General features: G+C 30.0%; 14 protein-coding genes. 8 read left to right on the forward strand and 6 right to left on the reverse strand.

Annotation, left to right across the window (positions count from 1 at the left end):
- The first annotated feature begins 213 nt into the window (after positions 1-213).
- Positions 214-1,941 (forward strand): PAS domain-containing sensor histidine kinase, encoded by a 1,728-nt coding sequence (locus K8N75_RS05310; protein WP_223791077.1) that lies wholly within the window; start codon positions 214-216, stop codon positions 1,939-1,941.
- A 297-nt stretch (positions 1,942-2,238) separates the two neighbouring features.
- Here the strand turns inward: K8N75_RS05310 and K8N75_RS05315 are convergent, their stop codons facing one another.
- Positions 2,239-2,661 (reverse strand): hypothetical protein, encoded by a 423-nt coding sequence (locus K8N75_RS05315; RefSeq protein ID WP_223791078.1) that lies wholly within the window; start codon positions 2,659-2,661, stop codon positions 2,239-2,241.
- A 380-nt stretch (positions 2,662-3,041) separates the two neighbouring features.
- Between K8N75_RS05315 and K8N75_RS05320 the strand changes: the two genes are divergently transcribed.
- The 4 genes from K8N75_RS05320 to gshAB all read left to right on the forward strand — a co-directional run bounded on the left by K8N75_RS05320 (position 3,042) and on the right by gshAB (position 7,499).
- Positions 3,042-3,836 carry a slipin family protein gene (locus K8N75_RS05320; RefSeq protein ID WP_223791079.1) on the forward strand — a complete coding sequence of 265 codons (795 nt, stop codon included), beginning with the start codon at positions 3,042-3,044 and terminating at the stop codon, positions 3,834-3,836.
- Positions 3,837-4,193: 357 nt separating this feature from the next.
- On the forward strand, positions 4,194-4,853 hold the full coding sequence (locus K8N75_RS05325) for a hypothetical protein (RefSeq protein ID WP_223791080.1): 660 nt from the start codon (positions 4,194-4,196) through the stop codon (positions 4,851-4,853).
- Positions 4,854-5,033: 180 nt separating this feature from the next.
- Positions 5,034-6,491, forward strand: coding sequence for a glutamate--cysteine ligase (locus K8N75_RS05330; protein WP_223791081.1), 1,458 nt, complete (start codon positions 5,034-5,036; stop codon positions 6,489-6,491).
- Positions 6,492-6,509: 18 nt separating this feature from the next.
- Positions 6,510-7,499 (forward strand): bifunctional glutamate--cysteine ligase GshA/glutathione synthetase GshB, encoded by a 990-nt coding sequence (gene gshAB / locus K8N75_RS05335; RefSeq protein WP_223791121.1) that lies wholly within the window; start codon positions 6,510-6,512, stop codon positions 7,497-7,499.
- A 36-nt stretch (positions 7,500-7,535) separates the two neighbouring features.
- Here the strand turns inward: gshAB and K8N75_RS05340 are convergent, their stop codons facing one another.
- The 3 genes from K8N75_RS05340 to K8N75_RS05350 all read right to left on the reverse strand — a co-directional run bounded on the left by K8N75_RS05340 (position 7,536) and on the right by K8N75_RS05350 (position 8,532).
- The gene (locus K8N75_RS05340; RefSeq protein WP_223791082.1) at positions 7,536-7,763 is read right to left on the reverse strand and encodes a hypothetical protein; all 228 of its coding nucleotides are present in this window, start codon (positions 7,761-7,763) and stop codon (positions 7,536-7,538) included.
- 425 nt (positions 7,764-8,188) lie between these two features.
- Positions 8,189-8,359: a hypothetical protein gene (locus tag K8N75_RS05345; protein WP_223791083.1), complete on the reverse strand. Its 171-nt coding sequence runs from the start codon at positions 8,357-8,359 to the stop codon at positions 8,189-8,191.
- The gene (locus K8N75_RS05350) at positions 8,356-8,532 is read right to left on the reverse strand and encodes a hypothetical protein (RefSeq protein ID WP_223791084.1); all 177 of its coding nucleotides are present in this window, start codon (positions 8,530-8,532) and stop codon (positions 8,356-8,358) included. Before K8N75_RS05350 ends, K8N75_RS05345 begins: the two co-directional genes overlap by 4 nt.
- A 933-nt stretch (positions 8,533-9,465) precedes the next feature.
- Here K8N75_RS05350 and K8N75_RS05355 point away from each other — a divergent pair.
- Positions 9,466-10,941 carry a pyridoxal-dependent decarboxylase gene (locus K8N75_RS05355; RefSeq protein ID WP_223791085.1) on the forward strand — a complete coding sequence of 492 codons (1,476 nt, stop codon included), beginning with the start codon at positions 9,466-9,468 and terminating at the stop codon, positions 10,939-10,941.
- A gap of 134 nt (positions 10,942-11,075) precedes the next feature.
- On the opposite strand, the gene K8N75_RS05360 is transcribed toward K8N75_RS05355, so the two are convergent.
- Entirely contained in the window at positions 11,076-11,336 is a 261-nt protein-coding gene (locus K8N75_RS05360; RefSeq protein WP_223791086.1) for a hypothetical protein, read from the reverse strand.
- A gap of 482 nt (positions 11,337-11,818) precedes the next feature.
- On the opposite strand from K8N75_RS05360, the gene K8N75_RS05365 reads away from it, so the two are divergent.
- Positions 11,819-12,061 (forward strand): hypothetical protein, encoded by a 243-nt coding sequence (locus tag K8N75_RS05365; RefSeq protein ID WP_223791087.1) that lies wholly within the window; start codon positions 11,819-11,821, stop codon positions 12,059-12,061.
- Positions 12,062-12,404: 343 nt separating this feature from the next.
- Positions 12,405-13,040: a DUF4013 domain-containing protein gene (locus K8N75_RS05370; protein ID WP_223791088.1), complete on the forward strand. Its 636-nt coding sequence runs from the start codon at positions 12,405-12,407 to the stop codon at positions 13,038-13,040.
- A gap of 56 nt (positions 13,041-13,096) precedes the next feature.
- On the opposite strand, the gene K8N75_RS05375 is transcribed toward K8N75_RS05370, so the two are convergent.
- Positions 13,097-13,630 carry a hypothetical protein gene (locus K8N75_RS05375; protein ID WP_223791089.1) on the reverse strand — a complete coding sequence of 178 codons (534 nt, stop codon included), beginning with the start codon at positions 13,628-13,630 and terminating at the stop codon, positions 13,097-13,099.
- Positions 13,631-13,693: the final 63 nt, after the last annotated feature.

Here is a 13,693-nt window from a genome sequence, read left to right on the forward strand (position 1 = left end):
TATATTAAAAATTATTTGACAAAATAACAGACTAATGTGTTTATTATCCAATATGGGAAATGTTCTCTTTATATTAACCTATCAAATTAAATTGAAACTAAATTATAGATATTTGAAATTATTATTCAATTTAAATTAGAAAAAGTAATATACTAATTTGTACATATCTAAATAAAGATATTTATTCTTATTTTAGGTAATGGGGAAGAATAAATGGATGATGACAAGATAGAACTCGAAAAACTGCGTAAAAAAGCAGAAGAAACAGTTAAAAAACAATATAATCATAAAATAAATCAGTCCAAAGATACTGATGAATTATTTCATGAATTACAGGTTCACCAAGTCGAATTGGAGATGCAAAACGAAGAATTAAGACAAGCCCAGATAAAATTGGAAGATTCTCAGCGCAAATATTTTGATCTATATAACTTTGCACCCGATGGATATTTTACATTAGATAAAGAAGGGATTATTTTAGAGGTAAATCTTAAAGGAGCATCATTATTAGGTGTTGAAAGGCTCAACCTCAATAAAACTGCATTTATTCAATATATTGCTCCAGATAATCAAAACAAATTTTATCATCACCTACAGAAAGTTCTGGAAACTAGAACTAATGATACTATCGATCTCAAACTCATTAAAAAGGATAATAATATATTTTACGCCCATATTGAAACCATGTATGTTCCAGATGGGAATGGAAATTTCAAAGAATTCAGATTAGCTATAACAGATATTAGCGATCTTAAAAGTACTGAAATGGCTTTAAAAGAGAGTGAAGAACGATATCGTGAGATCTTTTACAACAATCATACAATCATGATCTTAATAGATCCAGTTAATTTAAATATAATAGAAGCAAACCCTGCAGCTTGTAATTTTTATGGATATGACTATGAAAAATTGCTAAAAATGAAAATATCAGATATTAATACTTTGGATCTGGATTCAATAGAAGATAAAATGCAAAAAACAGTATCCAAACAAGAACACCATTTTATATTTAAACATCGTTTATCCAATGGAACCATCTGTGATGTAGATATTCATAGCGGTTTAATCCCTTATAAAGGTAAAAATGTACTTTGTTCTGTTATTCACGATATTACTGCTCAAAAAAAAGCAGAGAAAATACTAGAAAAACGTAATGCCCGTATTAATCAAATGTTAAACATTGAAATAAACGATCATGAAAAGGCTGAAATTAAATTAGGAAACCTTATAAGTAAATTAGAAATTTCTAATAAAGAACTGGAACAATTCGCTTATGTATCATCTCACGACTTAAAAGAACCTTTACGTATGATTACAAGTTTTCTTCAACTTTTACAGAGAAGATATGCAAATGATCTTGACCAAGATGCCAATGACTTCATAAACTTTGCAGTGGAAGGAGCTAAACGTCTTGATATGATGATCAATGATTTATTAGAGTACTCTCGAGTCGGAAGTAAGGAAAGAGAATTCAAATATATTTACAGTGAAAAAATTGTAGAAACAGTTTTAACCAATTTAAAAACACAAATACAAGATAAAAATGCCATTGTAACCTATGATTCACTGCCCATAATCTATGCAAGTGAATATCAAATGGTACAGCTCTTTCAAAATCTCATAAGCAATGCTATTAAATACAACAACAAAATCCCTAAAGTCCATATATCTGCAGTTAAAAAAGATAAGGAGTATGTATTCTCTATTAAAGATAATGGGATTGGAATAGATAAAGATCACTTAGAAAGAATATTTACCATCTTTCAACGTCTACATACACGTGAAGAATATGATGGAACAGGTATTGGTTTGGCAATTTCACTTAGAATAATACAGCAACATAGAGGAAAAATTTGGGCAGAATCCGAACCTGAAAAAGGCTCAACATTCAATTTGTCCATACCAATTAAAACCAATAATGAGATTATCAAATTACAATAATCCTTGGTAAATCACACAATTCACTTAATTCTGTTCTCAATTAACTGCAAATCCCACTTAAACTGTATTGATCAAGTACTCTCTCAAAATTCCATATTATGGATTAAGAAACCAAACTAATCTCATGATCAATTGAAAAAATTTTTAACAATAATATCTATTTTCATTAAAATAACAAAATCTGACTGTGATATATGAATATTCCTAAAATAACTATTCAAATTTTATTAAAAAAAATATTCATTAGTATAATTTCGATGAATGGATTCATGCAAATAAAAAAAGGGGGAATGAATATTAGATCCCTGTTGCGACTGCTGTAGCCCCTCCAAATGGAGCAGAGGTACTTTGTGAAGCGAGTGTTTTTCCACCTTTAGTTATTGAAACTGTTAGAACGCCATTACCACCCTCGGTTTTACGGGCAGCTGCAGTTAAAGCTCCAGATACATCACCTATACTTGTTGTTTGATCTCCAGTACCGGATAGTGAACGAAATCCGAATGTCCCACTTACATCAACAGCCCAACTACCTGGATATTTTACTACAACATTAACATCATTAGAACTGGATGCATTTGAACTCGAAGTGTTTGTACTACTCGTATTTGAATTGGAAGTGTTTGTACCGGTCGTGTTATTACTTGAAGTACATCCAGATACTACAACAACAAAACAAACAAGAACTACTAACCCTAATAACATTCTTTTAGACAATTTCATTAGTTATCAACCCCCAAATATTAAACAAATTATATCATAATTTATGGCATTCATATAATAACTATTTTTATTCAACAGTGTCAATTTTTGATTTACAGGAACCTTTGTCATGACCCATTTTCATTCGAACCATCCTTAATTTCTGTCTTGTATAATCTCAATAAAGAACTCATTTTTAATTCACTATTAATATCAAAGAATTTTATAATCATAAAATTTGTTTTAAAATATTATCAACTGGAAATCTATCAGTTATATCCAAAAAGGTTATAATTTATGGTGAACATAAATGATAAAAGATGAGTTAAGTTGTCAGAAATATTAAGTATGAATTAATAACATATAGAGAATATTTCAAAAAATTAGGAGGGTTAATAAAAATGGTTGATTTAGTAACTGTATTCATTGTTGTCATTGTTATTTTAATTATTCTAGGATTATCTATTAGGATAGTTAATCAATATGAGAGGGGTGTTGTTTTCCGTCTTGGAAAGGTAATTGGTATTAAAGAACCCGGGTTGAGACTACTAATTCCTCTGGTGGATCGTATGGTTAAACCCTCACTGCAGATAATTACCATGCCTATACAATCCCAGAAAATCATAACAGAAGATAATGTATCTATAGATGTGGCTGCTGTAGCCTATTTTAAAATTATTGATCCCTACAAAGCAGTTGTTGAAGTTGAAAATTATACCCGCGCTGTGAACCAGATATCACAAACAACAGTTAGAAGTGTTGTTGGACAGTTCAACTTGGATGAAATACTCTCTGTAACACCTAAAATAAACGCCAAAATCAAGGAAATCATAGATGAACACAGTGAACCTTGGGGAATCAATGTCACCACAGTAGAAATAAAAGACATTACACTTCCAGAGAACATGAAACGAGTAATAGGATTGCAAGCTGAGGCTGAAAGGGAAAAGAGAGCTAAAATTATTGCTGCTGAGGGTGAATTCCTATCAGCTGCTAAACTGGGAGATGCCGCAGACATCATATCTGAACATCCAATTGCATTACAGCTCAGAATTATGCAGGTACTCAACCAGATAGCTGTGGAGAAAAATTCAACCATAATATTCCCAGCACCATTAATGAACAGCATAACAGATATTTCAAACTTCCTAAAAACAGAAAATATGGAAGCAACAAAACCTAAAGAAAAAAAATAGGAAATACCAGACTGTAGTTTCTAAAGGATGTATTAAATTACAATGAGTTAAAATTTAAAATTATAATATTTTTTTTTTAACTCAAAATATCCCTACTTTTTTTAATCTCATTAATTCCTAAAAATATATATTAACTCCGTTTCTAATGTTATAGAATTATAATAAATTACAGGGAAGATCATAAATTTTCTCATTATTTATCAAAAATAAGCACAAAAAAGATTACAAACTAATATTATTAAGTGATAGTTATAGATTAACGAAAAAAATATTTATTTTGCTTTAAATAAACAAAAATTACTAAAAATAAAATTTAGATTAAAATTTAATTCAATTCATTTAAGGGGACCAAAGTAAATGGATAAATCTGAATATGATGGAAAAATTGAAGATCTGACGATTAAAATAGATAAGACTCGTCAGAAAATGGCACCTGTTTTAATTACTTTCTTAAATGAGACTGAAATTTATGTTACTAAATTTTATAAGGATACCATCAAGGAATATGTTCTATCACATCCAGATATTACTAAGAAATATGGTAAAGAAGGTATACGGGACCTAAAATATGAATGTAGAGAATTAATAAAACTGATTCCCGAAATTGTTGAAATGCATTTAGGCACCGATAAGTTCTGGAGCCATAAATGCCCTATAAACGATTTAAAAAAAGAATGTAAAGTATATCCTGCATTTTCCACCCATTATAATATATCAGATTCTAATAAAAGAATAATTGAATCTTTAAGACACACACTTGGATACTTAGGGGATTTATTATTAAAATATGGTTATATCAAGATAGGAAAGTATTCTGAGTGGAAAATGTCTGAAGATGAAAAATTCAAGTATAAAGGAAGTATTGAATGTACCCCAGAAATGAAAACTTCGTTAAAAACTTACCTAGAAATGGATAAAGAATTAGCTGGATTGATTAATGAAGTTAAAGACATTGAAAAACAAAAAAAAGAAGCTGAAGGGAAAGATGAAGCCGAAGAGATATGGAACAATACATAAAACACATTTTATTAAATTTTATCATTAAGATTTTTTTTTTAATCAAGAATGCTCTATTTTTAAATTCATAAAAAAAATGGATCATTTAATTGAAGATATGCACTGAAAGTTTAAGATTATTAAATTGATTTGGATGGCATGAATTGAAAAATATTTATTTATTAAAACAGGATGATTTTTATGAACTGGGACTTTTCAGAAATATTAACATCTTTTTTAAAAGATAAAAAGGGAAAACTGTTGTCAGAAGGAAATTTCGGCTTTGAAAGAGAGTCTCAAAGGATCATATCATCTGGTGATCTGGCATTAACTCCTCACCCGCCAGTTTTTGGAGATAAATTAGAAAATCAACGTATCACAACTGATTTTTCTGAAAGTCATATCGAGATGATAACACCAACCTTTAAGACAATTGAAGAAGCATATGAGGAATTAAATACCATATGTACCGAGGTTGAAAATGGTATTGGAGATGAACTACTATGGCCCCTCAGTATGCCGCCCAAACTTCCAGATGAAAATAACATTCCCATTGCAAGCTTTCCAGATTCAGAAGAGGGAATATATAAAGAAATATATCGAAAGGGACTGGCACTGAGATATGGTAAGAAAATGCAGATGATATCAGGTATTCACTATAATTTTTCGTTTGATAAAGAAATGGTTGATTATTTATATGATCTGCTTGGAAATGGAAAGGATAAACGTTCATTTATTAATGAAATACATTTTGCCCTTACAAGAAACTTTCTACGTTACCGTTGGATGTTAATTTACCTTTTTGGTGCCTCACCATTCTGCCATCCTACATATTATTCTGTAATAGACAAAGAAATTAAAATCATTCAGAAATCCTGTTCTAGCTGTGTGGAAAGTATTAAAAATTTCAATCAATACGCAACATCCCTACGTGTAAGCAGATTTGGTTATTCAAATATCCTTAAACACAACCAAAATATATATTTTAATAGTCTGGACGAATATTCAAAAAAGATCCGTAAACTCATGACAACTAGGAATGATGACTATTCTAAGCTTGGATTATATAAGAACAACTCTCAAATACAACTGAATGGGAATATTTTGCAGAATGAAAGCGAATTTTACTCCTCAATTAGACTTAAGCAAAATATAGGCAAAGACGAAACCCAACTGGATGCACTGGAAAAAAGAGGAGTTCAATATGTAGAAGTGAGGATTCTTGATTTAAATCCATTTGAAAAGTTGGGTTTAAGCCTTGAACAGATGTATTTCATTCAAGTGTTTATGCTCTTCTGTTTGTTTGAACAAAGCAACCCCATCACCGAAGAGGAATATGATAGAATAAATTTAAATCACCATTTAATAACATTGTTCGGAAGGAAAGAAAATCTATTACTCCAAAAATATAATGGAAGAGCAATTGCATTGAAACAATGGGGAGAGGAAATATTTGTAAAGCTCAAAATGATAGCAGATTTAATGTCCAATGCTACAGGTGATGATAAATATCGAAATAGCGTTGAAAATGAGCATAAAAAGCTTTTTGATATATCTTTCCTACCTTCCGAAAGGATTCACAGGGAAATGGAAAATAATAAGGAAGACTTTCTAGAATTTGGAACCAGATGTGCTGTAAATAATTTAAATATAAACTAGTATCAGGAGGACATTATTATTTTAAAAGAAAGCTATGAAGGGCTTGAACTTTCAACTCAACTCATTATCAAGGAAGCATTGAACAGGAGTATTGAGATCGATGTACTTGACAGTGATGATAATTTTATCCGTTTAAAAAAAGGTAATAAAGTTGAATATGTGAAACAGGCAACCAAAACTTCTGCTGACACATATATAGCCCCGTTAATCATGGAAAACAAAGAAGTAACAAAAATGGTTCTTAAAGAACATGGCATTAACGTGCCCATGAGTGTAACTGTAAAGCATGTTGATGATGCAATGGAAAAATATTCTGACTTGGTTGGTAAGGATATTGTGATAAAACCTAAATCAACTAATTTTGGTGAGGGTGTATTAATATTGAAAAACCTAAAATCCAAGGAAGACTACAATACTGCAATTGTCCGTGCATTAAAATATGATAACTCAGTTATGATTGAAGAATTCATAGAGGGTAAAGAGTATAGGTTCTTAGTAATTGGGGAGGAAGTTGTTGCAATACTGAATCGGGATCCTGCAAATGTTGTTGGGAATGGAGTACAAACTATAGAAGAACTGGTTCATGAAAAAAATAAGAGCCCACAAAGGGGTAAGGGACATGTGACTCCGCTAGAAAAAATCAGTATCGGTTTAATTGAAGAGAATTATCTGGCCAATCAAGATAAGGACTTGTATTATGTTCCAAATAATGGTGAAATCGTATATCTTAGAGAAAATTCCAATATCAGCACTGGTGGTGATAGCATTGATTATACAGATGAGATATTAGATGACTATAAAATCATTGCTGTAAACTCTGCAAAGGCAGTTGGTGCAAAAATCTGTGGTGCAGATATAATCATCCAGGATGTAAAAGCAGAACCCACTAAAAACAACCATAGCATAATCGAACTGAATTTTAATCCTATACTGTATGCACATGATTTTCCATATAAAGGCCAGAACAGATATGTTGAAAGGAAGTTGCTTGATTTATTAGGATTTTAAGTAAATTTTTTTTTGATTTACAAAGTCAAAATTATTTTATTCAGTTTTTTCAATATGTACCATTTCTATTGGTATTTTTATTTCCCTACCTTTTGTAACAAACTCAAAGGGGATATTATGTTGAATTAAATAATTTGCTAATCTAGGTAAATTTCCATCATACGCAACAACATAATCATTTCTATTATCCAAAGTTCCATTTAAAACTCTATTTAATGTATTAATTGATGGCCTAAATTCATTGATATCTTCAAAATTGTTCATATAAATCACCGTTTTTTATGGTATTTTAATGAATTTTTAATTATATTATGATTCTAATCTTATTATTAATTTATCTTAAGCTTTGATTCCTTCAACATGTAATTAAAATGTATATAATGTTTTTAAGAATTCCAAACAAGTTTTAAACTATTTAAATCAAATAAATTCCAAAAATAGTAATAAGATTATCCCTAATTCTTATTTTAGATACGTTAAAGTTATAAAAATATTGAAAACAATCTCACTTTTTTTTATTATAAGCTTATGAAAATCGTTATCATCAATATTTAATGTTACATGATCGCCTTTATGTATATTTACAGCTTTCACCCACTTATCTGGTAGTATCACATGGAATTGATCGTTACAATAAACTAACCTTCGAGTGCACTTCATTTTATCGCCTCGTTTAGACTAGAATATATTTACATATTCATTTTACATTGGCCTGAATTGAAAGGTAAAAGAATTTTTCCATAGAGATATGCCGCTGTAATTTCGCTTGTTTTTAAAAAATAGCCACATTTTTGGCATTTAACTCCGTTGTCCATTTTCTCCATAAATCCGCCATCAGTTTTATGGACTAAATTACTCATTTAATCACCATTCCAGGTAACTTCTCTTGATGGTTATCACAACGAGAATATTTATATTTGTAACTTTTTTGTAGACTGCACATGTACTTGGGTAAACTGATTTTCTTAACATGATCATTTTCATCTAAGTATCTACAATTATAACAACAAGCAGTTTTTAAGTTTTCATTCATAATTTACCCACCTATATTATCTTTATAAGATGTTTCTATTCATTAAAATTATCAACAGTTATTCTTATCCAACCATTTTTTTTATAATAAGAAGAATTTATAACCATACATCTTACATTTTAAACATTTAAAATAGACTATGTTCCCCAAATTTATTCAATATAATCTTTATTAAGTTGTTGGGTTGGATAAACACATGTATTCAATTTTTTTCATAATTCTATTTTTAATCGTTGTATGTTACAATAATTAAAAATTATTTAATTTTAGTCTAAAATTTAAATTAAAATCCCAATTTTAATAAAAATAATTGTATAGGAACTAATTCTATAATAAATTTTAAAATCTATTATTTTGGGAAATAATAATTACCTCTAATTTTTTGTTTATAAATCGGAGGCGAGCAGGGAGATTTCTTTTCACAAAAAAATAAAGCGATATACCTTTTTGATAAAATTGTAAACTTGAAATGAAACCTTTCCCTGCTCTATCTTTATATTAGGTTGAGGGTCTATATACACTTTATGATACTGGAACCTTTTTTATGCTTTCTATAAATTTTATGCTAGAATTCCCGTTGGGGATATAATATTATATTAAATCAAAAAATACTGGCCAGTAGTTCTATTTCCAATGATTTCCAGCTAATTGTATATCTGTAGAACCATTAGAAAGAACAAGATATATAGCTATTAAAGACCAAAAGAATAACTTAGAAATAGATTTCAAAAATGAATTGATTCATATTTTATTCAATATTTTTTATCATTTCATTAATATCAAGTAAGTATTTCATAAAACAACCATAGAAAAAATGTCAATTATTTATTTTTGAATTATTTCATAGTTTTTAAGTTTATTTAAAATAAACAAAAGAAATTCTTTTTCATTTATAGTTGAATTTTTTTATATAAAATTTAGGGGGATTTAGAATTGTTATCAGATAAGAAAAATTTGGATCACATGAGTAAAATAGAAAGGGAACACACAACCACCTATGGTAGTCGTTACTTTACTAAACCCGTTCCCAAATATGAAATGCCTGAAGAAGGTATGCCTGCAAGGGCAGCCTATCAGATAATACATGATGAACTGAATTTAGATGGTAATCCATCTTTAAACTTAGCAAGTTTTGTAACAACCTGGATGGAACCCGAAGCAGATAAACTTATAATGGAAAGCATTGGCAAGAACTACGTTGACAACGATGAATATCCCCAAACAGAAGTAATCCAGAACAGGGTTGTAAATATGCTTGCAAGACTATTCAACGCACCAAAAGAAGCTAATTCAATTGGAAGCGGAACTATAGGTTCGTCTGAATCTATTATGCTGGGACTTCTGGCCCATAAATGGACATGGAAAAAACGTAGAGAAGCCGAAGGCAAACCAACCGACAAACCAAACATTGTGATGGGTGCAGATGTACATACTGTATGGGAAAAATTTGCCCTGTACTTCGATGTTGAACTTAAACTCATACCTCTAAAAAAGAATGTCTGTAAAACAACGGAAACAGAAATTACCAAGGTAATGTCTTCATTCAGCTGTATAAGTGGTTTGAATGAGGATATATACACAGTATCTGCCGAGGACATTATAACCCAGGTAGATGAAAATACCATAGCTGTGGGGACGGTGGTTGGAACAACATTTACGGGACAAATGGATCCTATCGAAGAAATTAACACAGCTTTATTAGAAATTAAGGAAACTAAAGGATGGGATATCCCAATTCATGTTGATGGTGCAAGTGGAGGTTTTATTCTGCCCTTCCTTTACCCTGATATAAAATGGGATTTCAGACTGGAACAGGTACGATCCATCAATGTATCCGGGCATAAATATGGGTTAGTATACCCGGGTGTTGGATGGTTAATATTTAAAGACAGAACTGACTTACCAGAAGAACTTATATTCAATATAAATTATCTTGGTGGAATAATGCCCAACTACTCCTTAAATTTCTCAAAAGGAAGCAGTACAATTATAGCACAGTACTACAACTTAATAAGGCTTGGAATGAAAGGTTATAAGCAGATAATGGAAAATATGCAGGAAAATGCACATTACCTTGCAAGCAAATTAAATGGAACAAAAAAGTTTGAAGTTATTAATAAGAGTATCACATTTCCAATAGTAACTGCGCAACTTCAAAACTCTGAATTCAGTGCATTCCATCTATCTGAAAAACTCAGACAAAAAGGATGGATAGTACCGGCCTATACACTTCCAGCAAATGCTGAAGACGTTGCTGTTTTAAGAATGGTTGTAAAGGAGAGTTTCAGTAAAGATATGGTTGAAATGCTTTTTAATGATATAATGGACTCAATCAAAAAACTGGAGCAATCAACAGAAGAGAGGATAGAGTATATAGATGGAAAAGAAAACCCAACACTACTATACTAAGACAATCCAGATATAATATAAAAATAGAAAAAATTTAAGAGATATTGCAGGTTTTATTTGACCTGCAAAATTCTTGATAAGAATAATAACCCAAAATTGTTGAGAAAATTAACTCTCAAAACATTTTCAAAAATCTATTCTTTATTTTGGATATCCTTAGCTTCAGATATAAATTTTGAAAGATCATTAATGGCCATTGCTCTGGCCTGTTCTTCTAGAATACCTAAATATTTAATGGTTTTAAATTTTTCTATTAAATCATTACAACGACTCCCAAACTCAGAAACAGGCAGATCATTACCCTCTTTAATGGAAGTTAGATCTTCCAATAACTCTTTATATTCATTAACACATTCTTCATATTTCTTAAACTCAATTTCTTTCTCTGTAACCATAATAAAAACATCTCCAATTTTAAATTAGATTCTTATATCAATAATATTGTTTGAATATTCCAATTGATATTTAGTAATAGAATTAAGTTTTAATAGGATTTTGGTTTAAACAATCATTCTATATAGAATTTGATCGTTTATAAACTATTACTAATCACTAATTGCAATTCATTACCATCTTAATTTAATAACTAATCTATTATTTAGGTTTCTGGGCTTTAAGATCTTTTTTAAATAAATTATCTATAAAAAAAATTCATTTAACACTCTGATCATGCCCTGGATAATAAATATAACAAATATTTTTTATTACTATGGAACTGTATTTGGGCTTTAAAATAATAATATGGGTTGAATTGGTCATTAATTTGGGTGAAAACTTGGAATAATCATTTAAATGTTCAAACCAATGTTTACTCTACAAAAGTTTAGGAGGGGGTATTGCAAACAGGAAAATAGTTTTTATATTTGCATTGCTGTTGATGGTGAATTTATTACCTGTACATGCAGTAGACCAAGTAACTCACAAATTCACCTATGTCCAAGTAAATGATCATCAAAAAACAAATAGTAATACAGCGGATATTAGTATAATTCATTATGATGATCTACATTATCCTCAGGGAACATCGAAAACTGTTTCATACAATAACAATCAACAATTCAGGTACCGTTACACTAACAGCAGCAATGAAATAAATTTCTTAAAAAGGAAACCAGAATAGGTTAAAAACCTAAAAGTTAAAATTTAATATAGGGAAATAAACCCTATCTTAAACTATTTTTTTTAAGATCCACCAAAATCATTTGGTAAATAAAAATCCACTACATTTCTCATCTTTTATGAGTAAATACAATTTTTTGATAAAATCAATCCTTAATTAAAAAAAATGTAAATACAATATAAATGACTAAATAAATGTTAAGATATTCAGATTTTGATATAATTTACTTATAAAATATTTATAAAAGAGTGGGGTTAGTTTTGAAACTTAAAGATCTATTAATGGATTCCTTGAAGTACCCCTTTCAGACATAAAGATGATACTTCTACTGGGAATAGTGCTTTTGGTTGCAAACGTGATAAATGATTATATAGCTGATTTTTCTTACAATCCTTTCTTCTTATCTTTGGGTATCTTATTAGTATTTTTCTTTGCTATGTTAGAGGCAGGATATATTTTTAAAGTGGTTGAGCAAACAGTTAAAGGCAGTACCAACTTACCAAAATTGACAGGCCTACGGTCCATGTTTATCCATGGAATTAAAGAAACAACTGTAAGTTTGACATATTACCTTCTCCCTATTGTGGTAATTCTTATAGGCGGATTCTATATTAATTCTACTGTAACAAATGCATTTTGGGAACAAAATTTAGGCATAGGAGTGTTAATCGCAGGAATACTCCTAATCTTTCCAATGACTTTTTTGTTATTGCCAGCAATCCTGAATATGGCACATCACAACGGAACATTAAGATCTGCATATAATTTTAAACAGATCAAAGAAAAATTGAGAAGTGTTGGAATAAAAAAATTATTAATTCCATATTTAGTTACATGGATTATATTAGGCTCTTTTTATCTATGCTTTGCACCAGAAGTGAGATCAATTCCACTAATCGGAAGTATATTGTCTCAAATGATAATTACGCCCTATTTGATCATTTTAACAGGACGAATTCTGGGTTTAGTAGATAGCTAAATGATATAATCTCCAAATCAATAAATTATTGAAAAAATTATTCCAAGTGAGTTTATTCACTTTTTATTTCTTGTGAGGGGATTACCATTTTCTAAGAGGTTGAGGGTTATCTCTTCAAATTCATCCCATAATCCTGGTGCTTCCTCTTTGAAACGGTTAGATCGGGGTAAAGATGATAGTTCAACCCCACTTGAACCATAAGTGCTGTTATATTCCCTGTCCTTTGTATCCAGATCTATTAATTTATAATAAATTGATTTTAGATGTTCTAAACAATTTTTAAAGGATGATATGGCAATTATTTCCCTATCTGTGAATGTTATTGCCAGTAACGATGCCTGGTTTTTCCACATTGTTTCATTCCATGAATGCATGGGCATTTTAATCAGACGATGTGCATGACGGATTTTAAAGTCATCTACAATTATTTCACTTTCTTCGTCTTTGTTTAATTTATACCAGAAATCCTTAAGAAGTTCTATATTTCTATCATTTTCAAGGGAAATTAATGTACGGGTAGAATTTATTTTCCTATTCTTTCTTCTTTTATCCCTGCGCCTGTTACTTATCTCACTAGATGTCAGTCCCATAACTACCCCTAACATAGTTGAGACAATAGGGATATACCCTGTAATATTAAAAATAAAAATCAG

This window comes from Methanobacterium spitsbergense (assembly GCF_019931065.1).
Classification (GTDB): Archaea; Methanobacteriota; Methanobacteria; order Methanobacteriales; family Methanobacteriaceae; genus Methanobacterium_B; species Methanobacterium_B spitsbergense.